The sequence below is a fragment of the Parvibaculum sp. genome, assembly GCF_049671045.1.
GTDB lineage: Bacteria > Pseudomonadota > Alphaproteobacteria > Parvibaculales > Parvibaculaceae > Parvibaculum.
On the sequence record NZ_JBATUH010000111.1, the window covers coordinates 20,572 to 44,237 of the forward strand.

24 protein-coding genes, 1 tRNA gene and 1 riboswitch are annotated in these 23,666 nt (G+C 65.5%); of the genes, 13 read left to right on the forward strand and 12 right to left on the reverse strand.

Annotation, left to right across the window (positions count from 1 at the left end; translation table 11 throughout):
• Nucleotides 1–64: 64 nt before the first annotated feature.
• The 3 genes from WBG82_RS12590 to phoB all read left to right on the forward strand — a co-directional run bounded on the left by WBG82_RS12590 (nucleotide 65) and on the right by phoB (nucleotide 3,115).
• A complete protein-coding gene (locus WBG82_RS12590; RefSeq protein ID WP_424424864.1) occupies nucleotides 65–1,372 on the forward strand; it encodes an ATP-binding protein in 1,308 nt (435 codons plus the stop codon).
• Nucleotides 1,373–1,622: 250 nt separating this feature from the next.
• Nucleotides 1,623–2,333, forward strand: a complete 711-nt coding sequence (gene phoU, locus WBG82_RS12595; RefSeq protein WP_424424865.1) for a phosphate signaling complex protein PhoU — start codon at nucleotides 1,623–1,625, stop codon at nucleotides 2,331–2,333.
• Between the two features lie 86 nt (nucleotides 2,334–2,419).
• On the forward strand, nucleotides 2,420–3,115 hold the full coding sequence (gene phoB, locus WBG82_RS12600) for a phosphate regulon transcriptional regulator PhoB (protein ID WP_424424912.1): 696 nt from the start codon (nucleotides 2,420–2,422) through the stop codon (nucleotides 3,113–3,115).
• Between the two features lie 7 nt (nucleotides 3,116–3,122).
• On the opposite strand, the gene WBG82_RS12605 is transcribed toward phoB, so the two are convergent.
• Entirely contained in the window at nucleotides 3,123–4,226 is a 1,104-nt protein-coding gene (locus WBG82_RS12605; protein ID WP_424424866.1) for an NADH:flavin oxidoreductase/NADH oxidase, read from the reverse strand.
• Nucleotides 4,227–4,369: 143 nt separating this feature from the next.
• The gene (locus WBG82_RS12610; RefSeq protein WP_424424867.1) at nucleotides 4,370–4,891 is read right to left on the reverse strand and encodes a GcrA family cell cycle regulator; all 522 of its coding nucleotides are present in this window, start codon (nucleotides 4,889–4,891) and stop codon (nucleotides 4,370–4,372) included.
• Between the two features lie 320 nt (nucleotides 4,892–5,211).
• Between WBG82_RS12610 and WBG82_RS12615 the strand changes: the two genes are divergently transcribed.
• The 5 genes from WBG82_RS12615 (at nucleotide 5,212) to WBG82_RS12635 (ending at nucleotide 10,172) form a co-directional block, all read left to right on the forward strand.
• A complete protein-coding gene (locus tag WBG82_RS12615; protein ID WP_424424868.1) occupies nucleotides 5,212–6,042 on the forward strand; it encodes an ABC transporter permease in 831 nt (276 codons plus the stop codon).
• 340 nt (nucleotides 6,043–6,382) lie between these two features.
• Nucleotides 6,383–7,594, forward strand: coding sequence for an aspartate aminotransferase family protein (locus WBG82_RS12620; RefSeq protein WP_424424869.1), 1,212 nt, complete (start codon nucleotides 6,383–6,385; stop codon nucleotides 7,592–7,594).
• The gene (argF, locus tag WBG82_RS12625; protein WP_424424870.1) at nucleotides 7,591–8,550 is read left to right on the forward strand and encodes an ornithine carbamoyltransferase; all 960 of its coding nucleotides are present in this window, start codon (nucleotides 7,591–7,593) and stop codon (nucleotides 8,548–8,550) included. Before WBG82_RS12620 ends, argF begins: the two co-directional genes overlap by 4 nt.
• Nucleotides 8,551–8,559: 9 nt before the next feature.
• The gene (locus WBG82_RS12630; protein WP_424424871.1) at nucleotides 8,560–9,561 is read left to right on the forward strand and encodes an Hsp33 family molecular chaperone; all 1,002 of its coding nucleotides are present in this window, start codon (nucleotides 8,560–8,562) and stop codon (nucleotides 9,559–9,561) included.
• On the forward strand, nucleotides 9,558–10,172 hold the full coding sequence (locus WBG82_RS12635) for a hypothetical protein (protein WP_424424872.1): 615 nt from the start codon (nucleotides 9,558–9,560) through the stop codon (nucleotides 10,170–10,172). Before WBG82_RS12630 ends, WBG82_RS12635 begins: the two co-directional genes overlap by 4 nt.
• Before the next feature lie 31 nt (nucleotides 10,173–10,203).
• Here the strand turns inward: WBG82_RS12635 and argE are convergent, their stop codons facing one another.
• The 4 genes from argE to WBG82_RS12655 all read right to left on the reverse strand — a co-directional run bounded on the left by argE (nucleotide 10,204) and on the right by WBG82_RS12655 (nucleotide 15,357).
• Nucleotides 10,204–11,373 (reverse strand): acetylornithine deacetylase, encoded by a 1,170-nt coding sequence (gene argE / locus WBG82_RS12640; protein ID WP_424424873.1) that lies wholly within the window; start codon nucleotides 11,371–11,373, stop codon nucleotides 10,204–10,206.
• A 69-nt stretch (nucleotides 11,374–11,442) separates the two neighbouring features.
• Nucleotides 11,443–13,434: an SDR family oxidoreductase gene (locus tag WBG82_RS12645; protein ID WP_424424874.1), complete on the reverse strand. Its 1,992-nt coding sequence runs from the start codon at nucleotides 13,432–13,434 to the stop codon at nucleotides 11,443–11,445.
• 150 nt (nucleotides 13,435–13,584) lie between these two features.
• Complete coding sequence (gene apaG, locus WBG82_RS12650) at nucleotides 13,585–13,977, reverse strand: Co2+/Mg2+ efflux protein ApaG (RefSeq protein ID WP_324300278.1); 393 nt, start codon at nucleotides 13,975–13,977, stop codon at nucleotides 13,585–13,587.
• Between the two features lie 201 nt (nucleotides 13,978–14,178).
• Nucleotides 14,179–15,357 carry an O-succinylhomoserine sulfhydrylase gene (locus WBG82_RS12655; protein WP_424424875.1) on the reverse strand — a complete coding sequence of 393 codons (1,179 nt, stop codon included), beginning with the start codon at nucleotides 15,355–15,357 and terminating at the stop codon, nucleotides 14,179–14,181.
• Nucleotides 15,358–15,432: 75 nt separating this feature from the next.
• Nucleotides 15,433–15,512, reverse strand: a riboswitch (SAM riboswitch).
• Between the two features lie 263 nt (nucleotides 15,513–15,775).
• On the opposite strand from WBG82_RS12655, the gene WBG82_RS12660 reads away from it, so the two are divergent.
• The 3 genes from WBG82_RS12660 to WBG82_RS12670 are packed head-to-tail and all read left to right on the forward strand — an operon-like array spanning nucleotide 15,776 to nucleotide 18,031.
• Nucleotides 15,776–16,936 carry a 2'-deoxycytidine 5'-triphosphate deaminase gene (locus WBG82_RS12660; RefSeq protein ID WP_424424913.1) on the forward strand — a complete coding sequence of 387 codons (1,161 nt, stop codon included), beginning with the start codon at nucleotides 15,776–15,778 and terminating at the stop codon, nucleotides 16,934–16,936.
• 4 nt (nucleotides 16,937–16,940) lie between these two features.
• A complete protein-coding gene (locus WBG82_RS12665; protein ID WP_424424876.1) occupies nucleotides 16,941–17,324 on the forward strand; it encodes a CidA/LrgA family protein in 384 nt (127 codons plus the stop codon).
• Nucleotides 17,321–18,031, forward strand: a complete 711-nt coding sequence (locus tag WBG82_RS12670; protein WP_424424877.1) for an LrgB family protein — start codon at nucleotides 17,321–17,323, stop codon at nucleotides 18,029–18,031. Before WBG82_RS12665 ends, WBG82_RS12670 begins: the two co-directional genes overlap by 4 nt.
• A 73-nt stretch (nucleotides 18,032–18,104) precedes the next feature.
• On the opposite strand, the gene WBG82_RS12675 is transcribed toward WBG82_RS12670, so the two are convergent.
• Both WBG82_RS12675 and WBG82_RS12680 read right to left on the reverse strand, forming a co-directional pair.
• On the reverse strand, nucleotides 18,105–18,521 hold the full coding sequence (locus WBG82_RS12675; protein WP_424424878.1) for a hypothetical protein: 417 nt from the start codon (nucleotides 18,519–18,521) through the stop codon (nucleotides 18,105–18,107).
• A 128-nt stretch (nucleotides 18,522–18,649) separates the two neighbouring features.
• Nucleotides 18,650–19,597, reverse strand: a complete 948-nt coding sequence (locus WBG82_RS12680; protein ID WP_424424879.1) for a radical SAM protein — start codon at nucleotides 19,595–19,597, stop codon at nucleotides 18,650–18,652.
• A gap of 99 nt (nucleotides 19,598–19,696) precedes the next feature.
• On the opposite strand from WBG82_RS12680, the gene WBG82_RS12685 reads away from it, so the two are divergent.
• Together WBG82_RS12685 and WBG82_RS12690 are read left to right on the forward strand one after the other, a co-directional pair.
• On the forward strand, nucleotides 19,697–20,716 hold the full coding sequence (locus WBG82_RS12685; RefSeq protein ID WP_424424880.1) for a DUF2804 domain-containing protein: 1,020 nt from the start codon (nucleotides 19,697–19,699) through the stop codon (nucleotides 20,714–20,716).
• Between the two features lie 42 nt (nucleotides 20,717–20,758).
• Nucleotides 20,759–20,832, forward strand: a tRNA-Gly gene (locus WBG82_RS12690).
• Nucleotides 20,833–20,881: 49 nt separating this feature from the next.
• Here the strand turns inward: WBG82_RS12690 and WBG82_RS12695 are convergent.
• The 4 genes from WBG82_RS12695 to WBG82_RS12710 form a co-directional block, all read right to left on the reverse strand.
• Entirely contained in the window at nucleotides 20,882–21,166 is a 285-nt protein-coding gene (locus tag WBG82_RS12695; RefSeq protein ID WP_424424881.1) for a DUF4242 domain-containing protein, read from the reverse strand.
• A gap of 127 nt (nucleotides 21,167–21,293) precedes the next feature.
• Nucleotides 21,294–22,658 (reverse strand): sensor histidine kinase, encoded by a 1,365-nt coding sequence (locus WBG82_RS12700; RefSeq protein WP_424424882.1) that lies wholly within the window; start codon nucleotides 22,656–22,658, stop codon nucleotides 21,294–21,296.
• Complete coding sequence (locus tag WBG82_RS12705; RefSeq protein WP_424424883.1) at nucleotides 22,655–23,320, reverse strand: response regulator transcription factor; 666 nt, start codon at nucleotides 23,318–23,320, stop codon at nucleotides 22,655–22,657. Before WBG82_RS12705 ends, WBG82_RS12700 begins: the two co-directional genes overlap by 4 nt.
• The gene (locus WBG82_RS12710; protein WP_424424884.1) at nucleotides 23,320–23,634 is read right to left on the reverse strand and encodes a PepSY domain-containing protein; all 315 of its coding nucleotides are present in this window, start codon (nucleotides 23,632–23,634) and stop codon (nucleotides 23,320–23,322) included. The genes WBG82_RS12705 and WBG82_RS12710 overlap by 1 nt, the downstream gene beginning before the upstream one ends.
• Nucleotides 23,635–23,666: the final 32 nt, after the last annotated feature.

The window sequence follows — 23,666 nt, forward strand, 5'->3', positions numbered from 1 at the left end:
ACTGCTCCCGCGCCCGGAGGAGGGTGACAGAACAATGACGGCGGCGGATGGAGGGAGCGGTCTCATGAGGCAACGTGCCCTTGGTCTCGTCGATCGCTGGACGGGGACGCGAACTTTCATCATCGCATCCGCCCTCGTCTTTCTCGTCCTGGTGTTCGCGGGCGCGATCGGCGCCCTGCCTGCCATCCTTGCCTTCCTCGCGCTTGCGGGCATCGCCGTGCTGCGGGGCACGCTGACCGGCGAGACGAAGGTCGTCACCCGTGCGCCGATGGCCGAGCCCGTTTCCGCCGCGGCGATCCTCGGCGCTGGCGCGGGCCAGGCCATTCTCAACCAGTTGCCCGACCCCGTCGTCGTGCTCGACGGCACGGGCCGCGTCATTCTGACGAACCGGGCTGCGAACGCGCTCATCGGCGAGGCCGCGCTCGGCAAGCATGTCGCCACCGTGCTGCGCATAGCCCCGCTCATGACAGCGCTCCAGGGCGTGTCGAGGGGAGGGGAAGGCGTTGCGGTCGAATACAGCGTCCCCGTTCCCGTCGAGCGGCATTACAACGCGATCATCCGCCCGATCGAGATCGAGGCCCCCGGCACGGGCCCCGCGGGCGACCCCCTACGCCGCCGCAAGGGCAGCCCCGTGCTTCTGCTCCTGCGCGACATCACCGAGATGCGGCGCGTAGAGGCGATGCGCGTCGATTTCATCGCCAATGCCAGCCACGAGCTGAAAACGCCGCTCGCTTCGCTGTCGGGTTTCATCGAGACGCTGAAGGGCCACGCCAAGGATGATCCGGAGGCGCAGGCGCGCTTCCTCGACATCATGGCCGATCAGGCCGGCCGGATGCGCCGGCTGATCGAGGGCCTGCTCTCGCTCTCGCGCATCGAGCTGCGCGAGCATATGCGTCCGGTCAACGTGGTCGATCTGCATGGCGTGGTGAACGATGTGGTCGACGGGCTGACGCCTCTTGCCGAGAAGAGCGGCGTCGAAATCGCCGTGTCGGCGCCCGAGGGCCTGCCGAGTGTCAGGGGTGACCGCGACGAGCTTGTCCAGGTGGTCCAGAACCTCGTGGACAATGCGCTCCGCTATGGCCGGAGCGGCAAGCGGATCGAGATCGCGCTGGCGCCGGACAGCCGGGCCGGCAAGCCCGCCGTCCGGCTCTCCGTCCGCGATTTCGGCCCCGGCATCGCGCGCGAGGACCTGCCGCGCCTGACCGAGCGCTTCTACCGCGTCGAGGCAACGGCGGGCCGCGTCAGCGGCGGCACCGGGCTCGGGCTCGCCATCGTGAAGCACATCGTGAACCGCCATGAAGGGACGCTCGCCATCGACAGCGAGCTTGGCGTGGGCTCTGTCTTCACGGTCACGCTCCCCGCCATCGCCTGAGCGCAGGCGGACCCTCGCCATGCCCGGCCATGCCGCAGCTCGGGATTGAGCGGATTGCCGGTTTCCGGGTTACTATGGCGACTGTCAGAAAAGTGACACAAAACCGTCACGAACAATTCGCACCCGGGCATTAGCTTCCGCGCGTGATTACGGAAGTGGCCGACGACGCCCCGGAATGGCGAGGCCCGGCGGGCGCCGCCGAGATCAGCGGCACAGCAGAGGCTCTATCAAGGCCAAGAGGAGACCAGGCGTGACCGACCATACAGTTAAGTCCTTCCAGGAAGAACTCGACTCCATTGCCGCGAGCATCGCCCAGATGGGCGGGATGACCGAAGCCCAGCTCACCAATGCGATCGAGGCGGTGTCGCGCCGCGACAGCGGGCTGGCCGAGCGCACGGTCCAGGAGGACCGCCGGATCGACGCGCTCGAAGCCGAGATCGAGGCGCGCGCCATCCGCATCATCGCGCTGCGCCAGCCCATGGCGTCCGACCTGCGCGAAGCCATTTCTGCGATCAAGATTTCGACCGATCTCGAGCGTATCGGCGATCTTGCGAAGAACATCGCGAAGCGCGCCCTCGTCATTCAGGGCGATTTCGATACGCCCGTCCGCCTCATTCAGGGCATCGCCCGCATGGGGCGTCTCGCGCAGCACCAGCTCAAGCTCGTGCTCGACGCCTTCTCGAACCGCGACGCGCACGCGGCGATGGAGGTCTGGCGCGGCGATGAGGAGATCGACGAGATGTACAACTCGGTCTTCCGCGAGCTTCTGACCTACATGATGGAAGATCCGCGCACGATCGGCGTCTGCACGCATCTTCTCTTCATTGCCAAGAATATCGAGCGCATCGGCGACCATGCGACCAACGTCGCCGAGACGGTGACCTATTTCGTGACCGGCGAGCGCGTCGTCGATGACAGGCCGAAGGGCGACAAGACAAGCTCGACGCCCGTTGGCGCCTAGAAGCCGGCGCATGGAAGGATGAGTGTGAGGTTCGGATGGCGATGACTGAAGGGCGCGAGCAGGCCGGTGCGGTCTTCGAGCGCCGCATGAAGCCGACGGTGATGATCGTCGAGGACGAGGAAGCGCTTCTGACGCTCCTCCAGTACAACCTCGAAAAGGAGGGCTATCGCGTCCTTGTCGCCGCCGATGGCGATGAGGCCGCGATGCTGATCCGCGAGGAAACGCCGGACCTCGTGCTTCTCGACTGGATGCTGCCCGGCATTTCCGGCATCGAGCTTTGCCGGCGCCTGCGCGGCCGCTCCGAAACCCGCAACCTTCCGATCATCATGATCACGGCGCGGGGCGAGGAGGCCGATCGCATCCGCGGCCTCGATACGGGCGCCGACGACTATGTGACGAAGCCCTTTTCGATGACGGAGCTTCTCGCGCGCATCCGCGCCGTGATGCGCCGCATCCGCCCCGCGCTTACGGAGGATCTCGTCACTTTCGGCGACATTGTGATCGACCGCGCCGCCCACCGCGTGCGGCGCGGCGCGCGCGAGGTGCATCTCGGCCCGACCGAATACCGCCTGCTCGATCACCTGATCCAGCATCCCGGCCGCGTCTTCAGCCGCGAACAGCTTCTCGACGCCGTCTGGGGCTCGGATGTCTATGTCGAGGCCCGCACCGTGGACGTGCATGTCGGCCGCCTTCGCAAGGCTCTCAACGACAAGGGCGAGAGGGACCCGATCCGCACCGTGCGCTCCGCCGGCTATTCGCTCGACGAGCAGTTCACGGCCTGAGGCGGCTTTAGCTGCCGTAGGGCTTCAGCAATGATTTGAGAGTGGGCGGCTGCGAACGCAGATACTGGTTCGGCGCATGCGCCTGCGCGCCGAGTTCCGCCGCCGCATGCCACGGCCAGCGCGGATCGTAGAGCACGCCGCGGGCGAGCGCGACGAGATCGGCTTTCCCCGAGGCGAGGATCTCCTCGGCCTGCCGCGCTTCGGTGATGAGGCCGACCGCGATGACGGGAAGCTTTGTTTCGCGCTTCAGCCTCTCGGCGAAAGGCACCTGATAGCCCGGCCCCGCGGCGATCTTCTGCGCGGGCGTGAGGCCGCCGCTTGACACGTGGATATAGGCAGCGCCCCGTTCCTCGAGCTTGCGGGTAAGCGCCGCGGTCTGGTCGACGTCCCATCCGCCCTCCGCCCAATCCGTCGCCGAGACGCGGATGCCGACCGGCATCCCGGCCGGAACGGCGGCGCGTATCGCCTCGAAGACCTCCAGCGGAAAGCGCATCCGGTTTTCAAGCGAGCCGCCATAGGCGTCGTCGCGGCGGTTGGAAAGCGGCGAGAGGAACTGGTGGAGCAGATAGCCATGGGCGGCGTGAAGCTCGATGGCGCAGAAGCCGAGGCGGTACGCGCGGACGGCTGAAGCCGCGAAAGCCTCCTTCACCCGCTGAAGCCCCGCGCGGTCGAGGGCCACGGGGGCGTCGTCCGTGGCGGCGAAGGGAAGGGCGCTCGGCGCGACGGTCCGCCAGCCGCCATCGCCGGCAGCGATCTGCTTGCCGCCTTCCCATGGCGCGCGGGTCGATGCCTTGCGGCCCGCATGGGCAAGCTGCAGCGCGATGGGGATGGGCGACCAGTCGCGGACGGCGCGAAGGACGCGGCCCAGCGCTTCCTCCGTCCGGTCAGACCAGAGGCCGAGATCGGCTGGCGAAATGCGTCCCTCGGGCTCCACCGCGGTTGCCTCGACGATGAGAAGCCCCGCGCCCGAAAGCGCCAGATTGCCGAGGTGAATGAGGTGCCAGTCGGTCGCCGCGCCCTCATCGGCCGAATACTGGCACATGGGCGCGATGACGATACGGTTTTCGAGGGTGAGCCCGTCGAGACTGACGGGCTGGAAGAGATGGCTCATCGGCAATCCTCTCGTCGGCAGATCATTGCGAATAGTGGCGAGATTAATGCCGGGACCGCGAAAGTCGAACTGCCACCCGTGCAACAAAAAACCGGCCTACCCGAAAATCGGGTTGCCGGTTTTTGTTCAGGCCCTCGCGATTGTCAGATCGCGTAGCTGTCCTTGCGCAGGCGGTCGCGATTGCGCCGCGGCTGCACGGGCTGGTAGGCGAGCCGTGAGTGTTCCGCGCAATAGGGCGAGTTGGAGTCCGCTCCGCGCCCGCAGAAGTGGAAGCCCGGCCGGCCCGGATCGCCAATCGGCCACTTGCAGGTGTGCTCGGTGAGCGTCAGAACCGTCGCCCTCTTGGCCGGGTCGATCACTTCCTCTGCCTCGACACGGGCGATCTCGGCCCGTTCGATGATCGGCGCCGCGCTGCGGACATCTTCCACCCTGCGCTCCGCGACCAGCGGATCGGGGCGCCCGCGCAGGGGCGGCATGGTCCGCGTGGTCTGCGTCCGGGGCCGTGCCGGGCGGCTCGGCGTCGCGCGGCCGGAAAGGCCCAGACGATGCACCTTGCCGATCACGGCGTTACGCGTCACCCCGCCAAGCTGCTTGGCGACCTGGCTTGCGCTCAGCCCGTCCGCCCAGAGCTTCTTCAACATTTCAACGCGTTCATCGGTCCACATTGAATCACCTTCCCCTCGCCTCGATGCTCATGCCGGCCCGCGTGACTCGCGGGATGCCGATCGAGGCCGATAAGGCGACGCCCGGAAGCGAGTGAGGACGGGACGTCGCAAAGGCCATTTTGCAGCACTAGATTTCGTAGGCCGTGAAAGTAAATATACAAGATGAGGGCATATTTCCGCAACCATGCCGTGCGGGCGTGCTACCCCTTATCCACAGGAATTCAGGCTTTTCCAGACAATTGCCTCCGCCATGCCGACGGCGTAAAGCTCACGGCCCGGCGAGAATAAAGCCCGACGAGAACAGGAAGACGGAGAACGCGATGACCACTGCTTCGGACGAGCCTTCGATCCCGCGCTTCCCCACGCGCGGCGCGCGCCGCTTCGGCGCGGTCAACTGGCTCGGCACCTGGACGCTCTACGTCAAGGAAGTGCGGCGCTTCTGGAAAGTCCTTGTGCAGACGATTGTCGCGCCCGTCATCACGACGCTTCTCTATCTTGCGATTTTCGCCCTTGCGGTCGGGCATCTGCGTCCCGCCGTTCACGGCGTTCCCTTCATCGAGTTTCTGGCGCCGGGCCTCATCATGATGACGATGATCCAGAACGCCTTCGCCAATACTTCTTCCTCCATCCTCATTTCCAAGGTGCAGGGCAATATCGTCGATCTGCTCATGCCCCCCCTTTCGCCCGGCGAACTCAATTTCGGGATCGCCATGGCAGGCGTCACGCGCGGCGTCGTCGTCGGGCTCGTCACGGCTGCGAGCATGCTGCCGTTCGTGGGCCTTCAGGTGGCGCATCTCTGGGCGGTTGTCTTCTTCGCGGTCGGCGCCTCGCTCATGCTCTCGCTTCTCGGCATGATTGGCGGCATCTGGTCGGAGAAGTTCGACCATCTCCAGGCGGTGACGAATTTCATCGTCCTGCCGCTCACCTTCCTGTCGGGCACCTTCTATTCGGTCGAGCAGCTTCCGGGCTTCGCCCGCACGATCACGCATTGGAACCCGGTCTTCTATCTGATCGACGGCTTCCGCTATGGCTTCACCGGGCAGGCGGACAGCTCCATCGAGACCGGCGTCGTCCTCACCATCGCCATCAATGCCGTGCTCTGGATCGTGAGCGACCGGCTCTTCCGGCGTGGCTACCGGCTGAAGGGGTAGGGCTGTAAATTATGGAACATGATGGCGGCGGGCGGATTGACAGCCCCCGCCTCGCTCCGTAATACTCCGATGCTTCTCGGATCGCCGCCCCCATAAGGCGGCTTTTTCTATTGGGCGCATGCCATCGGGCGCGAGAAATGCCCGGCCGCCCGGCGAGGGGACGGAGTGATCGAATGATCCTGAACGGGAAACGACGACGCTGACAGAGAGACCCCCGGCACCGGCGAGGTGCGCGGGAAGCCGCTCTTCGTCGTTTGCAATTCCCACCGTCGCCCGGCCAGCGATGCTCTCCCGGATTTAGAGAGCTCTGCGGCCCAGGAAGAAAAGAGAAGGATTTATCGTGATTACCCCAGTTTTGCCGACCTATGCGCGGGCCGATCTCGAATTCGAGAGGGGCGAAGGGCCCTATCTCTTCACCGCCAAGGGTGAGCGCTATCTCGATTTCGGCGCCGGCATCGCCGTCAATGCGCTCGGCCATGCCCATCCGGCGCTGGTGAAGGCGCTGACCGAGCAGGCGCAGAAGGTCTGGCACGTCTCCAATATCTACAGGATTCCGGGTCAGGAGAAGCTCGCCCGCAAGCTCGTGGATCTCACCTTCGCCGACACCGTCTTCTTCACCAATTCCGGCGCCGAGGCGCTCGAATGCGCGATCAAGATGGCGCGGCGCTATCATTACGCGGGCGGCAACCCCGAGCGGAACGAACTCATCACCTTCGAGGGCGCCTTCCACGGCCGCACGCTCGCCACCATCTCGGCGGGCGGCAACAGGAAATATATGGAAGGCTTCGGCCCCGACATGCCGGGCTTCCAGCACCTGCCTTTCGGCGACATGAAGGCGCTCGAGGCGGCGATCGGCCCGAAGACGGCGGGCATCCTCATCGAGCCGGTTCAGGGCGAGGGCGGCATCCGCGTCCTTCCGGGCGAGCAGCTGCGGCGCATCCGTGCGCTTTGCGACGAGGCGGGAATCCTTCTCGTGCTCGACGAGGTGCAGACGGGCTTCGGCCGCACGGGACGGCTCTTCGCCCATGAGCTTTCCGGCGTCACCCCCGACATCATGGCGGTGGCGAAGGCGCTGGGTGGCGGCTTTCCCGTCGGCGCCTGTCTTGCGACCGAAGCGGCCGCGCGCGGCATGACGGTCGGCACGCATGGCTCGACCTATGGTGGCAATCCGCTTGCCATGGCCGTGGCGGAGGCCGCCGTCGGCATGATGGCGGCGCCCGAATTCCTCGCCCATGTGCGCGCCATTGGCCTCAAGCTGCGCCAGAAGCTCGCCATGCTCGCCGACCGCCATCCGGCGATCATCGAGAGCGTGCGCGGCGAGGCGCTGATGCTCGGCATCAGGACCCATGTGCCCAATACCGATCTCGTTCAGGCGCTGCGCGACGAGCATCTGCTGACGGTCGGCGCGGGTGACAATGTGGTGCGCCTTCTCCCGCCGCTCATCATCGACGAGAGCCATCTCGACGAGGCGGTGGAAAAGATCGAGCGGGCCTGCACCGTGCTCGAAACGCAACTTGCAAAGACGGCAACCGCCGCACAGGGGGCCCAATGAGCGCCGCCAGCACGATGGAACGGCTGCAGCCGAGGCACTTTCTCGATCTGAGCGAGGTCAGGCCCGGCGAAATTCGCGCCATGCTCGACGACGCCACCCGGCGCAAGGCGTCGCGCGAGGGGCGGCCTCATGCGGAGCCCGATGAAGGCAGCCCCCTCAAGGGCAAGCTCCTCGCCATGATCTTCGAGAAGCCCTCGACCCGCACCCGCGTCTCCTTCGACGTCGCCATGCGCCAGCTCGGCGGCGAGACGCTGCTGCTCAACGGCAACGACACCCAGCTCGGCCGCGGCGAGACCATCGCCGACACGGCCCGCGTTCTCTCGCGCTATGTCGATGCGATCATGATCCGCACGACCGATCACAAGCATCTTCTCGATCTTGCGAAATATGCGAGCGTTCCCGTGATCAACGGGCTCACCGACAAGTCGCACCCCTGCCAGCTCATGGCCGATGTGATGACTTTCGAGGAGCACAAGGGGCCAATCAAAGGCCGCCGCATCGCCTGGGTGGGCGACGGCAACAACATGGTCACGTCCTGGATTCACGCGGCGGCCCAGCTCGAATTCGAGTTGCGCCTCGCCTGCCCGCCCGAGCTTGTGCCCGATGCCGAGGTGCTCGCCTGGGCCGAGGGCAAGGGCGCTAGGATCGTGCTCACCGCCGATCCTTTCGAGGCGGTGAAGGACGCCGACTGCGTGACCACCGACACCTGGGTGTCGATGGGAACGCCGGCGGAGAAGGCGCGCCATCGCCACAATCTGCTCGCGCCCTATCAGGTCAATTCCCGCCTCATGGCGGCGGCGAAGAAGGATGCGATCTTCATGCATTGCCTTCCCGCGCATCGCGACGAGGAAATGACGGCGGAAGTGATCGACGGGCCGCAATCGGTCGTCTGGGATGAAGCGGAAAATCGCCTCCATGCGCAGAAGAGCGTGCTTGCCTGGTGCTTTTCCCGATGAGTACCTCTCATGAGTGACACGGAGCCGCGCTCCCTGACCGGCCATTTTGAAATCGGCGCCGACGATCTCGTTCAGCCCTTCCAGATCGAGGGGCTGGGCATTCGCGGCCGCGTCGTGCGCCTCGGGCCGCTGGTCGATCGCGTGTTGACGCGCCATGCCTATCCCGAGCCCGTTTCGCGCCTTCTCGGCGAGGCGATCGCGCTCACCGCGATGATCGGCTCGGCGCTGAAATTCAAGGGACGCTTCACGCTCCAGACGCAGGGCAAGGGCCCCGTCCGCATGCTCGTCGCGGATTACGAGACGGGCGAGGAGGGCGGTGCGGGCCATGTACGCGGTTATGCGCAACTGGACGACGAGCGCCTCGCCGCCAACCTCGCTGACGGTCGCGTTTCTACGGCGGACCTGCTCGGCGAAGGCTATCTCGCCATGACGATCGATCAGGGCGAGGACATGGAGCGCTATCAGGGCATCGTCGCGCTCGACACCGAAGGGCTTTCCCACGCGGCGCATGAGTATTTCGCGAGCTCCGAGCAGGTGGCGACGCGCATCCGGCTCGCCGCCGGGCCGCTCTACCGGCGCGATGCGTCCGGCCATGCGGCGACCTCGTGGCGCGCAGGCGCGATCATGATCCAGCACATTGCGCGCGATGGCGGCCTGACCGGGCATCGCGAGGCCGAGGACCAGAGCCCGCTGAGCGACGAGGAAGAGAACTGGAACCGCGCCTCGATCCTGATCGACACGGTCGAGGATCACGAGCTTCTCGATCCGGAGCTTGCGCCGACCCGGCTTCTCTACCGCCTCTTCCATGAGGATGGCGTTCGCGCCTACGATCCCGCCGACATTTCCTTTGGCTGCCGCTGCTCGCGCGAGCGCATGGGTTCGGTCATCCGTTCCTTCGGACGCGATGAACTCGAGGAACTGGCGACCGAAGGGGTCATCGAGGCGACGTGCGAATTCTGCAGCGAGGTCTACCGCTTTGCGGCCGACGAACTGAAGGAGGGACTGGAATGATCTGGCGAGTGTCGATGCGCGGTGTTGCGGCCGCTATGCTTGTCGCTTCGGCGGCGCTGCTTGGCGCCTGCGCGAACGAACCGGCGCCGGCGCCCAAGGCCGATATCGGCTTCGTCGGCAAACCGGTCAAGCTCTCCGTCTCCTCGGTCGCTGTCGACGACCGCTACAACCCGCCCGGCCGCGCGCCGAATGTGGAACAGCTTCATGCGGTAACGCCCGCCGGTATCGCTCATCGCTGGGCCGATACGCGCCTCGTCGCCGTCGGCCAGCGCGGCATCGCGACGCTGACCATCCTCGATGGTAGCGTGGTCGAGACGAAGCTTCCGGTCAAAGGCGGCGTCGAGGGCTTCTTCGGCGATCAGGTTGACACGAAACTGACGGCGACGCTCAAGGCGAAGCTCAGCGTGGCGATCCAGGGCGACCAGCCGGGCAATTATGCGAACTACTCGGCGAATGTCGTTGCGACGGGCGAGAAGACGATCCTCCAGAGCGCCAATCTCAACGACCGCGATCGCGCCTATTTCGAGCTGATGAACATCATCGCGCAGAAATTCGACACGGCGCTCACCGCCGAGATCAATCGCACCATGTCGCCGGTGCTCGTGCCCTGACGGGCACGCTCGCGGGCGCCTCTATCCGCCCCTATGCGCCCCCGGCAAATTCGGCGAGCCGCATCATGAAGCGGTCGCACTCGGCGAGTTGCGAAAGCTCGATGAATTCGTCGGGCTTGTGCGCCTGGTCGATCGAGCCGGGGCCGCAGACGACGGTTGGAACATCGGCAAGCTGAAAGAGCCCGGCCTCCGTGTTGTAGGAGACGGCCTCGGCCGAATTGCATTGCGCAAGCTTCATCACCAGCGTTTCGGCGGGCGAGCCTTCCTCGGGCGCCAGCCCCGGCGAGCGGGCGCGCACCGACGTTTCGATGCTTGCCTTCGGATAGACGGCCTTCATGCGCGGCAGCACCTCTCGCTCGGCGAAGGCCATGAAGCGCGTGATGATCTCCTCCGGGTCGAGATCGGGAAGAGGCCGGCACTCCCATGCGAAGGTGCAGGAGCGGGGAACGATATTGACCGCGCTGCCGCCCTTGATGGTGCCGACGCTGATCGTCGTATAGGGCGGACGGAAGCGGCCTGTCGCATCGCCCCTTTCGCGCATCTCCTCCGCGAGCTTCATGAGATAGGTGATGAGTTCCGCCGCGTACTGGATGGCGCTCACGCCCTGATGGGTCTGGCTCGAATGGAATTCGAGGCCCGTCACCTTCGTCACATAGGACTGGATGCCCTTATGCGCGTTGACGACCTTCATGCTCGAAGGCTCGCCGACGATCACGACCTGCGGCTTCGGCAGTGTGCGGATGACCGCGTCGATCATCGGCCTGACGCCGAGACAGCCGACCTCCTCGTCATAGGAAAGCGCGAGGTGAACGGGGATCTGCGGCCCGCGCGCCAGAAATTCCGGCACATGGGCGAGCGCCGAGGCGATGAAGCCCTTCATGTCGCTCGTGCCGCGCCCGATGAGTCTGCCCTCGCGCTCGACAATGGCGAAGGGATCGCTCGTCCAGTCCTGCCCGTCTATGGGCACGACATCGGTGTGGCCCGAAAGCACGATGCCGCCCGCCCGGTCGGCCGGGCCGATCGTCGCGAAGAGATTGGCCTTGGTGTCGTCCTCATTGGCGATGAGCCGGCAGGATACGCCATGAGCCGAAAGATAGGTCTCGACGAAGGCGATGAGTTCGAGATTGGAATTGCGGCTCGTCGTGTCGAAGCCGACGAGCCTTTCGAGCATCTCGCGCGTGCTGAGGCGTTTGGCGGGCATTGGGCATCCTCTGCTTAAGGATGCCCAACATAGCCTGCCTCCCCCTTGAGGGGGAGAGCCGAACGAACGCTACCAGTGAAGGCCGCGGGTGAGCGCCGCGAGCGCCACCGCCTCGTTCGAGGCCTGCGCCTCGCTAGGCGCCGGCTTCTCGCCCTTTGCCGCCGCTGAATCCGGGAAGAGGCGGAACGTAGTGTTGAAAAGGATATTGGTGATGTTGGGAGCAAGCGCCCACAGCACCTCGCCGAACGTGCCGAGGCGCGTCGCGATCCGCTTCGGCCGTTCGATGATCCCTTCGCAGATGAGATCGGCGGCATCGTCGGGTGCCAGCGTCGGCACGCTGTCATAGATCTTGGTCGGCGCGATCATCGGCGTCTTCACCAGCGGCATGTAGATATTGGTGAAGGCGATATTGTTGTGATGGAACTCGGGCTGGGCGCAGCGGGCAAAGGCGCCGAGCGCCGCCTTGGACGCGACATAGGCCGAGAAGCGCGGCTGGTTCACCTGCACGCCGATGGAGAGAATGTTGATGATCTGGCCGCGGTTGCGCTCCACCATCGAGGGCAGGAAGCCCATGATGAGCCTGAGTGCGCCGAAATAATTGAGCTGCATCGTGCGCTCGAAATCGTGGAAGCGATCATAGGAGAGATGTACGGAGCGGCGGATCGAGCGGCCCGCATTGTTGACGAGAATGTCGACACCGCCATGATCCTTCAGCACCTGCTGCACGAGCCTGTCGCTGGAGGCCATGTCGGCGATGTCGGCGCTGTAGGTATGCGCCTCGCCGCCGGCGGCCTCGATCTCGGCCTTCGTCGCGGCGAGTTTTTCGACATCGCGCGCGACGATGAGCACCCGGCCGCCCGCCGCCGCGACCTTGAGCGCTGTTGCATGTCCGATGCCCGACGAGGCGCCGGTGATGAGCACGGTCTTCCCTCTGACCGCGCCCGAGAGCGAGCGGTCGCGGAAGAGATCGGGATCGAGGTTGCGCTCCCAGTAATCCCAGAGAAATCCCGCATAGGATTCGAGTGGCGGGCAGGTGATGCCGGAGCCCTTGAGCGCCTTTTCCGCATCGCGGGCGTCGAAGCGCGTCGGGTAGTTGAAGAATTTGAGCGTCGCACGCGGGATGCCGAGATCGCCGAGAACGCTTTCGATGATCGACTTCACCGGCGGCAGCCGCATCAGGCTGTCGCGGAGGCCCTTCGGAATGAAGGCGAACATGCGCGCATCGACGCGCACCGTGAATTGCGGCGCGTTCGCCGCCCGCGCGAACATGTTGAGCACTTGGCCGACGCGCAGATGCTCCGGGTTGGTGAGGTGGAATGTGTGCCCGTCGAGCTTCGGCTTGTGCGCGATGTGATCGAGCGCCCGGGTCACGAAATCGACCGGCACGATGTTGATGTAGCCACCTTCGATGCCGACGAGCGGAACCCAGGGCGGCAGCATGCGGCGCAGTTTCTTGAGCATGCGGAAGAAGACGTAAGGCCCGTCGATCTTGTCGATCTCGCCTGTCTTCGAATGCCCGACCACGATGCCGGGCCGGTAGATGCGCCAGGGCATCTTCGCCTCGTTGCGCACCACGGCTTCGGAGGCATGCTTGGTCGAGAAATAGGGATGCCTGCCGTTCTCCCATTCCTCGAACATGTCCTCGCGCCACCAGCCGGAAAAGAGCCCTGCCGCCGCGATCGAGCTGACATGATGGAAGCATTTGGCGCCGACCGCCTCGGCGAGTTCGAGCGCGTGCCGCGTGCCGTCCACATTGGCGGCCATCTGCGCGGCTTCGTCCTCATTGGCAATGTCGTAGATCGCGGCGAGATGGAAGACGTGATCGACCTTGCCCTTGAGCTTCGCGATCTCGGCAGGGGCGACGCCCATGCGCTTCTTCTCGATGTCGCCGGTCACGGCGACGACGCGCGCGGCCTCGGCCCCCCAGCGCTCGCTCAGGCGCTTCAGCTTTTCCTTCGAGCCCGGCCGCACAAGCACATAGATCGTGCCCTTGCGTTTCACGAGTTCGTCGATGAGGTGACGGCCGAGAAAGCCCGTCCCCCCGGTCACAAGATAGTTCATGGCTCCTCCCCTCGCCGGACCCTGGCGGTCCCGGGCGTTTTCTGCGGGGGGACGAAGCCCGGCCCATGAGACGGGAGGCCCCCCGCCTCCCGCAGTCATGCTACGCGAGATCGGGGAAAAAACGCCAGTTTGGTGAAGGGGGACGCTACGTCAGTTCGGCAGGGCCGTCACATGCGGGCAGTCGAGCGAGAAGGCCGGAATGTCGACGATGAAGGTTTCGCCCCTGTCCGTTTCCATCTGGTAGTTGCCGAACATGATGCCGAAGGGCGTCGCGAGGGGGGTGCCGCTCGTATATTCGAAGCGCTCGCCCGGCTTCAGCACGGGCTGCTCGCCGACGACGCCGGGACCACGCACTTCATGCACATGGCCGCTCGCATCGGTGATCTTCCAGTAGCGCGAGCGAAGCTGCACGGTCTTCTCGCCCCGGTTCTCGATCACGACGTGATAGGCCCAGACATAATAGTCCTGGTCGGGCTCGGACTGATCCTCGAGATAGGTCGGCTCGACCTTGATGTGGATGGAGTTGGTCTGGGAACTGTACATCGTGCTGTCCTTGCGCGAATGCATCATCCGCTGACGTTGAGTGAAGGCGACCTTGCGGGCGCTGCAGGAGATGCGGCCTCTACTTGCGAAAACCTGCACTCGCCCGCCAGGGGGCCTCCGATCGTTCACATTAAAGACAATCCGCTAAGGTTGCATTAACGCCGTGTGTCCGGGCGTCAGCATCGCGCAAGGGCGGGGATCTCAGATCCCCGCCAGCGCCGCGTCGAGGTCCTCCATCAGGTCCTGCGGATCTTCGAGCCCGATGGAAAGCCGCAACATGCCCTCGCTGATGCCGCTTGCCGCCCGCTGCTCGGGCGTGAGGCGCTGATGCGTGGTCGTCGCAGGGTGGGTGATGAGGCTTTTGGCGTCGCCGAGATTGTTTGAAATCTTGATGATTTCGAGCGCATTGGCGAAGCGGAAAGCGCCTTCCTTTCCGCCCTTCACGTCGAAGGCCATGACGTTGCCGCCCATCTCCATCTGGCTCATGGCTAGCTCGTGCTGCGGATGGCTCTTGAGCGCGGGATGGAGAACGCGCGTGACCTTGGGATGGTCTTCGAGAAAGCGGGCAACCGCCTCGCCGTTGCGCGCATGTTCGCGCACACGCAGATCGAGCGTCTCGAGGCTCTTGAGCATCACCCAGGCATTGAAGGGGCTGATCGCGGGGCCCGTCTGGCGCAGGAAATTGGCCAGATGGTCGGCGATCCATTGCTTCGACGACAGCACCACGCCGCCGAGGCAGCGACCCTGTCCGTCAATATGCTTGGTCGCCGAATAGACGACGATATCGGCGCCGAGTTCGAGCGGCCGCTGCAGAATGGGCGTCGCGAACACATTGTCCACGATGAGCAATGCGCCGGCCGCATGCGCGATCTCGGCGACGGCCCTGATGTCGATCACTTCGAGCGTCGGATTGGAGGGCGATTCGAGGAAGACGATCCGCGTATTGGGCCTGATCGCCTTCTTCCACTGGTCGAGATCGCGCCCGTCGACGAGCGTGGAGGAAATGCCGAAGCGTGGCGCCAGCGTCTCGACAATGAAGCGGCAGGAGCCGAAAACCGCCTGCGACGAAAGGATGTGATCGCCCGCCTTCAGCGAACAGAGGATCGCCGCGGTGACGGCCGCCATGCCGCTCGCGGTTGCGCGCGCATCCTCCGCCCCTTCCAGCAGCGCCATGCGTTCCTCGAACATGCGGACCGTCGGGTTCGCAAAGCGGCTATAGATGAAGCCCGGCTCCTCGCCGGTGAAGCGTTTCTCTGCCGCTTCCATGGATTCATAGGTGTAGCCGGAGGTGAGGAAGAGCGCTTCGCTGGTCTCGCCGAACTGGCTCCTGCGCGCACCGCCATGAACGAGGGCGGTACGGGGACGATAGGATTTGGTCATGATGACTTGCCTGCCTGAATGTCGGCCGGCCCGAGGGTCGCCGGAAACGAAAAACCCGACCGGCAGGTGGTCGGGGCTTCGCAAAACCCGACCTGTTTAGCGGGTTGTTTTACGTGGCCGCAAGCCGGTCGGCTAAAATCACCACGGGATTGGCGCGCATTTAATTCCCATTGCCGGGATGCGTCAAGCGCAGCCCTTGCTGCATCTGCGCGCGGCCTGCGGCTCCATTCGGGGATGACGAGCGCGCAAGCCGCGGCCCGAAACCCCGCCGGGCGCGTGGGCACATCATGGGAAAACCGGTACAAACGGGGAACAATTCCCGTTCGGCCTGCACAACGCCCTCGGTGCTTCCCGCTGGCGGCGCCTCGACCTATAACAGCGGGCGGCCCGATGGCCGTTCCTGAGGCAGGGTATGTCGATGACCAGTGCGGTGGACGATCTTTTTCCGAACTATGAAGATGCCGAGCCCCGTCGCGTCGGGCCGGGCCAGGCTTTTGCGACCGGCATTCTGCCGGCGCACGCCATTCAGGCGATGATCCGTGAACGCGAGATCTGGGCGACGCGCGAGATCGAGCGCGAGCAGATTCAGCCCGCAAGTCTCGACCTGCGGCTCGGAACGCAAGCCTACCGGCTGCGCGCGAGTTTCCTCCCCGGTCCCGATCGCGGCGTGATGGAGCGGGTCGAGGAGCTGACCCTCCACAAGATCGACCTTTCCGAAGGGGCGGTGCTCGAGACGGGCTGCGTCTATCTCGTGCCGCTCGTCGAGGCGCTGGCGCTTTCCGAGCGCACCTCGGCCGCCGCCAATCCGAAAAGCTCGACCGGCCGGCTCGATGTCTTCACGCGCGTCATCACGGATTTCTCGACCGAGTTCGATCAGGTGGCGGCGGGCTACAAGGGGCACCTCTATCTCGAAATCTCGCCGCGCAGCTTTCCCATTCTCGTGCGGCCCGGTTCGCGCCTCGCGCAGATCCGCTTTCGCCGCGGAACGGCAACGCATTCCGATGCGGAGATGCGGCGCCTCCATGATGAGGTCGGGCTTGTGGATGGCGACGCCGATATCGATGGCGGCCTCGGCCTCACCGTCAATCTTCAGCCGGAGCAGGAAGGGGGCATCGTCGGCTTTCGCGCCAAGAGTCATTCCGGCGTGATCGATGTCGACCGCCGCGCCGCCTATGACGTTCTCGATTTCTGGGACCCGCTTCACGTGCGCCCGGGCAAGGGACTCATTCTCGACCCGGATGAATTCTATATTCTCGCCTCCCGCGAGGCGGTCCATGTGCCGGCGAGCCATGCCGCCGAGATGGTGCCCTACAATCCGCTGGTGGGCGAGTTCCGCGTGCACTATGCGGGCTTCTTCGATCCCGGTTTCGGCGCGAAGGAGGCTGGCGGCCTCGGAAGCCGCGCGGTCCTCGAGGTCCGCAGCCATGACGTGCCCTTCATCCTGGAGCATGGCCAGATCATCGGCCGCCTCGTCTATGAACGCCTGACGGATCGGCCAGCCGTGCTATACGGCGAGCGCATGGGCTCGAACTATCAGCGTCAGGGGCTGAAGCTCTCGAAACATTTCAAGCCGCTCTGACGACATGCGGGCGCGCGGCGTCATTCCCTATGCGGCGGCCTTTCTCGTGCTCGTGCTCTGCAACTGGGCGGGCGGGCGCGTGGCCGCCCTGCTGCATCTTCCCGTGCCGGGAACGGTCATCGGCATATTGATCCTGCTTGGCGTGTTCGCCTTTCTCGGCCGCGTGCCGCAGCCCTTGCGCCGCATGGCCGAATTTCTGCTCCGGCATCTCAATCTTTTCTATATCCCGGCGGGCGTGGGCGTGATGGCCTATGCGGCGCTGGTGCGCCAGGACCTCCTTCCGATCGTCGTGGCGCTGACGGGCGGCACCTTCATCGCCCTCATTGCGGGCGCGCTCGCCTTTCACTGGGCCGCGCGGCTCACCGGACAACGGGGAAGCGACGAATGACGGCGCAGCATGTCTGGTTCGCCGGAGAGGGAATGCTGTGGCTCTGCGTGACGCTCGCGGCCTATCTGGGCGCGCGCTGGGTGCAGGAAAAACTCAACGGGCACCCGGCCGCCAATCCGGTCTTCATCGCCGCCGCTCCCATCATCGCGCTGCTCGTCTTTTCAGATGTGCCCTACACGGATTATTCGCGCGGCGGGTCGATCCTGCTCTGGCTGCTCGGACCGGCGACGGTGGGGCTTGCCGTTCCCCTCTATCTCAACTTCGCCGAGGTGAGGAGCGCGCTCGTGCCGATGGTGGTGGCGCTTGTCATCGGGTCGTCGGCGGCGGTTCTCTCCGCCGTCCTCATCGGCTATGCGATGGGCGCCGACATCGAGACGATCCGCTCCCTCGCGCCCAAATCGGTGACGACGCCCATCGCCATGGGCATCGCCTCCGAGATCGGCGGCATACCGGCGCTCACCGCCGCCTTCGTCATCATCACGGGCGGCATCGGAGCGATCTTCGGCAGCGCGCTTTTCAACATGGTTCGCGTCCGCGACGAGCGCGCCCGCGGCTTTGCCATGGGTATAGCCGCGCATGGCATGGGCACGGCGCGCGCTTTTCAGGTGAGCTGGCGGGCAGGCACATTCTCGGGCGTGGCCATGGCGCTGAACGGCATCGTCACGGCCATCGTGCTGCCGCTTCTCTGGATCGCCTTCGCGCATTGAAGCTGGAGGGTTGCGACGGCCGGCCCCGGGGGGTCAGGGGAAAACAGGCCGGCCGCGCAACGTCCGACGGAACTCAGAGATGATCCGGGTTTCCGTCATAGATCTTGAAGGTGAGGTCCGTGACGCCGGCCTCGTTCACGCGGCGCAGCGTGCCGGACTTGTCGATCTGGTAGTCGTAGCAGCCGTTCGGACGATTGGGCCCGAGCGTGATGCAGAACTTCCCGTCCTTGACCGCCCATGTGCCGCCATACTTGGTCCATGAGCCCTGAATGTTGCAGGGGCGCTCGCGGCCGCGAATGGTGCCGTTCTTCTCGTAATACTCCTGAAAGTCGTTCCGGCCCGCGCCGCACTCCCGGTACTGCCCCTCGATCGTCTTGCCGACGATGAGTTTGGCCACGTCTTCGCCCTTCATGTACACATCGGCGAATGCCGCGCCGGCGAAGAGACCGGCCACTGCAACACCCGCCAAAATCAGAGATTTCGCTGTCATTGTCCGTTCTCCTCGCTTCGAGGGCGCGCCCGTGCGGCGCGCCACTCTCAACAGGAGGCAAGATTGGATCAGGCGGCGGGGGCGTTCATTGATCGAGGTCAAAGCGGTTGGCGCCCCGCCCGGGGATGTCAGCCGGCGGAGCAGCTCCCGCCGCCCAGAACGCAGAATTTCGCGCAATGGCGGTGATTGAGTTTCACGGGCCGGAAGCTTTCGGCAAGCGTCTCTCCGAGATCGAATTGCGGATCGTCGGGAATGAGCGTGCAGGCAACGACGCGGGGGGAGGCGTCGCCCTTCCGCTTCACCACCATGCGGCTCGTCGCGCACATGACGGTCGCCGGATCGACATGGAGGATGCCCCAGCAGGCGGTGGTGATCTCCGGCACATCCGCCTTCTCGTCCATCTCCGGAAAGAGCACGAGAGCGCCGGGGTCGTTCGCCTCGACCGGGATTTTCTCGCGCGCAAAGAGCGCCGCAAAGCCCGCGCGCTCCGTTGCCTCGCCCTCGCCATGGATGGTGCGGCCCGCCACCGAGAACGCGAACCCCTCCCGCGCGAGAAAGCGCAAGCCCGCCATCGTCCGCGCGAAGCTGCCCGGTCCCCGCTCGCGGTCGTGCAGTTTCTCCGTATAATGATCGAGGCTCACCCGGAGCCGAAGCCTTGCGTCGTGAGCCTCCTTGAGGCGGAGAAGGCCCGCGCGCGGCGCAGGCCGCATCATGGGCTGCATCGCATTGGTGAGGATCAGCACCTCATGGCCGCGGCCGAGCGCGTCTGCGGCCATGGCGATGAGGTCCGGGTTCATGAAGGGCTCGCCGCCCGTGAACCCGATCTCGCGCGTGCCGAGCTTTTCGCGCCCGATCTCGTCGAGGAAGCGCGCGACCTCGGCGGCGGTGATGTAGGACAGCCGGTCCTCGGTCGGGCTCGAATGGATGTAGCAATGCGCGCACTCGATGTTGCAGAGCGTGCCCGTATTGATCCAGAGCGTTTCGAGGGAGCGGAAGGACACGGATGCGCGCCGCTCGCCCTTCGCCGTGATGTCGGGGTCCGAGAATTTTTCGAGCGGCAGGATGGTTCGGGACATGTCGGTCATACCGGCAGGTATAGCATTTCGGGCTGCGGGCGCTGTTCACAAAACGGCGAGGCCCGCTAGACTGCCTGCAAAGCGCGAGGGGGCAGGGGCATGCAGCATGAATTGACGGGCGGCGATCTTCTGGACGGGGCGGGCGCGCTCGCCGAACGGGGCTGGGCGCGCGCCGAAGTGAAGCGCTATCGCCGGGGCGCCATTCGCGCGCCCTGGTACCGCATCAAGGAATGGGACTATTACTGCATCCTCGCCGGGGATTACGGCCTCGCGCTGACCGTCGCGGACAATTCCTATATGGGCCTGCTCGCCGCTTCATGGCTCGACTTCCGCACGCCAGGGGCGCTCAACGACAGCGCGATGCTGGTCTTCCCGCGCGGGCGAATGGGGCTTCCCGAAAGCGCCGATGCGGGCGACATCGTGCAGCGCCATGCGAAGGTGTCGCTCGCCTTCCGCCACGAGCCGGGCGGGAGGCGGCTCAGCGTCGATTATCCGGGCTTTGCGGGCGGCAGGGGGCTCAAGGGGGAATTGTGGCTCGCCCAGCCTCCGATGGACCGCATGGTCATCGCGACGCCTTTCGCCGGAGCGCCGCGCGCCTTCTATTACAACCAGAAGATCAACTGCCTGCCGGCCGAGGGCGAGATCGTTTTCGACGGCCAGCGCTTCGCCTTCGAGCCGCATTCGGCCTTCGGCGTGCTCGATTGGGGCCGAGGCGTCTGGACCTATGACAACACCTGGTATTGGGGTTCGGCCTCGGGGCTCGTCGGCGGGCGGCCCTTCGGTTTCAACATCGGCTATGGCTTCGGCGACACCTCGGCGGCGAGCGAGAACATGCTCTTCGTCGACGGGCGCGCCCACAAGCTCGCCGATGTCGCCTTTCACATTCCCCAAGGGACCTATGACGGCGCGCCCTGGCGCTTCACGAGCAGCGACGGGCGGTTCGAAATGGAGTTCGAGCCGATCATCGACCGCAGCGCGAATTTCGATCTGAAGCTCCTGCGCTCCATTCAGCATCAGGTCTTCGGCCGCTTCACGGGGCAGGTGGTGCTCGACGATGGCAGCAGGCTCGAGGCGAGCCGGCTCCTCGGCTTTGCCGAGGAGGTGCGGAACCGCTGGTAGGCTCTTGCGCCGGGCGCGGGCCCCGCGCTACTAAAGGCGGGCGCGGGTGTAGCTCAATGGTAGAGCAGAAGCTTCCCAAGCTTACGACGAGGGTTCGATTCCCTTCACCCGCTCCAACGCTCCTCCGGGCCCTTTCGGCCGCGATTGCAGGAGCCCCTGCCGGCGTCACGCCTTGCGTTCGGTCGTCGGGTCGATCATTCCCTTGATCTCGGTGATCTTCGTAGCCGGAAAGCCGCTCATCTCCGCGTGCTTGCGGATCAGCGATTCATCCTTGGCGAGATAGACGCAGAAGGTCTTGTTGTCCGCGACATAGCTCTCCTGCCACTGGATGTCCGGGGCGAGCTTCTTCAGGACGTCGTTCGACTTGGCCGCGGCCTCGCGAAGCTGCTCGCGCTCGAAAGTGCCGACGGAGGGGATATCGCGTTCGATGATGAACTTGCGCAGTGCCATGCCGGGCCTCCCTTGAGAGAAACTGAACGAAATCCCCCGCCTGGGCACCCCCCGCCCCATGCCGAAAATCATAGGCTGGATAAGGGCGGCGGAAAAGCCTCTGAACCGGGCATTCTCCCGTCGGCCTTCAGGCGGGCCTTGCCGCCGCCGCCGGCAGGACGACGCGGGCACAGAGGCCGCCGAGCTCGCTTTCCTCCAGATGAAGCTCGCCTCCATAGCTCTCCACTATGTCGCCGACAATGGCGAGGCCGAGCCCGCTTCCGGGCGCACTTAGGTCGAGCCGCCCGCCGCGCCTCAGCGCCGCTTCGCGTTTGGCCTCGGGAATGCCCGGCCCGTCATCCTCGATCCGAAGGACGACGCCCCCAGGCGCTGCTCCGCCGGAAATGCGAACGCGCCCGCGCGCCCATTTCGCCGCATTCTCGATCAGGTTTCCGGCAAGCTCGATGAGGTCGCCCTCGTCGATGGCGGCGCGCGCATCCGCCGCTATGTCGCTTGCCCATTCGAGCGCCTCTCCCCGCGGCGTCTTGCGTATGGTCGCGACGAGCCGCGCGATAGCGGGCGCGAGCGCGACGGAGAGGCCGCGCCTCGGCCTCAGCCGCGTCTGGGCGATGGCGCGCTCGGCATGGCGGCGCATGGTTTCGGCGAGTTCGTCTATGTCGTCGGCGATCTCGCTTTCGCCTCTCGCGCGCAACAGCCGCGCATCGGCCGCAAGGACGGAGAGCGGCGTTCTGAGCCCATGCGCAAGATCGGCCGCCCGGCCGCGCGAGCGCTCGATGGCCTTTTCCTGCGCATCGAGAAGATCGTTGATTTCCTCCGCTAGCGGCAGCACCTCGTCCGGATAGTCGGAAGCGAGCCGCTTCAGCGTGCCTGCATGAATGGCCTCGACGCCGCGCCGCACGGCTTCGAGCGGCTGGAGGCCCACACGCACCTGCAGCCAGCCTGCCGCCAGAAGCGCGAGCCCGAGGAGCAGGAGCGAGGGCGCCATATCCGCGCCGAAATCCCGCGTCGCGCGCGCGATCTCCGCGCGATCAATGGCGACGGCGAGCCGCAGCGGCCGCTCCGCACCGCGATCGGGAAAGAGAACCTCGCGTTCCCGCACCACGAGCTGCGTTCCGGCGGGCCCCGGCAGCTCGTGCCGGTGAATGACGAGGCGGCCGAGACTGTCGGCGGGAAGCGTGAGAGCCGTGTCCCAGAGCGAGCGCGAGCGAAGCCTTTGCCCGCTCTTCTCGTCCTCGATCTGCCAGTAGAGCCCGCTCAGCGGCTGGTCGAAGCGGGGGTCGGCCGGTTGTGGCGAAAGGCGGATCGCGCCATCGGGGTCGAAGGCGATATTGCCGGCGATCTGGCGCAGATAGGTTTCAAGCTCGCCATCCACCCGCCTTTCGACATGGCGCTCGAACAGGAAAACGAGGCCGAGCCCCGCCAGCACCAGCGCCGCCGCGATCGAAAGGGCGGAGCCCGCGATGAGCCGCAGCCGGAGCGAGCGCCGGGTCATGACTTTGCTTCCGCGACGAAATAGCCGAAGCCGCGCCTCGTTTCGATGAGATCGACGCCGAGCTTCCGGCGCAGGCGCCCGACCAGCACCTCGATGGCGTTCGACTCGCGTTCATAATCCTGTGCGTAGAGATGCTCGGTCAGTTCGAGCTGGGGCACGACGCGGCCCGCATGATGGAGAAGATAGGAAAGGAGCCTGTATTCCTGCGGCGAAAGATGCACGGGCACTCCGTTCACCGTCACCTTCATCTGCCGCGGATCGAGCGTCACCGGACCGTTGACGAGAACGGGCGCCGCCTGCCCGGCGGAGCGCCTGATGATGGCGCGCAGCCGGGCCAGAAGCTCCTCCATGCGGAACGGCTTGGCGAGATAATCGTCGGCGCCCGCATCGATCCCCTCGACGCGCTCGACCCATGAGCCGCGCGCCGTCAGCACCAGCACGGGCATGCGCCGTCCCGCCGCCCGCCAGCGCTTGAGCACCGCAAGCCCGTCCATGGATGGCAGGCCGAGATCGAGGACGATGGCGTCGAAATCTTCCGTGTCGCCACGAAACCACGCTTCCTCGCCATCCTTTTCGCGCTCGGCCGCATAGCCGGCGGCGGCGAGCGCCGTCATGATGTCGTTCGCGATCCGGTCGTCATCCTCGACCACGAGAAGGCGCATCAGCGGCCCTCCGCCTCTATGATCTCGGCGCTGCGCGCATCGACATCGAGTTTGACGAGGCGCCCGTCCTTGCCGATGAGCTTGATCTCATAGATCCAGCGCCCGTCTTCCCGCTCGAGCTCGACCTTCACGATGTCGCCGGGATAGAGGCGGCTTATGCCGGGAAGTATGTCCTCCAGCGGCTTTATGTCGCCCCGTTCCCGCGCCTCGCGCGCGCGGTCGTGATCGCCCGCCCCGGCGCCCAGCGGCCAAATGAGGGCGACGAGCGCGAGCGCCGCCGCGGTTTTTCCTGGCGAAGGCTTGTGTTTTCTCATCGGCGCATCATCGCACGATCGAGGCTGACAGA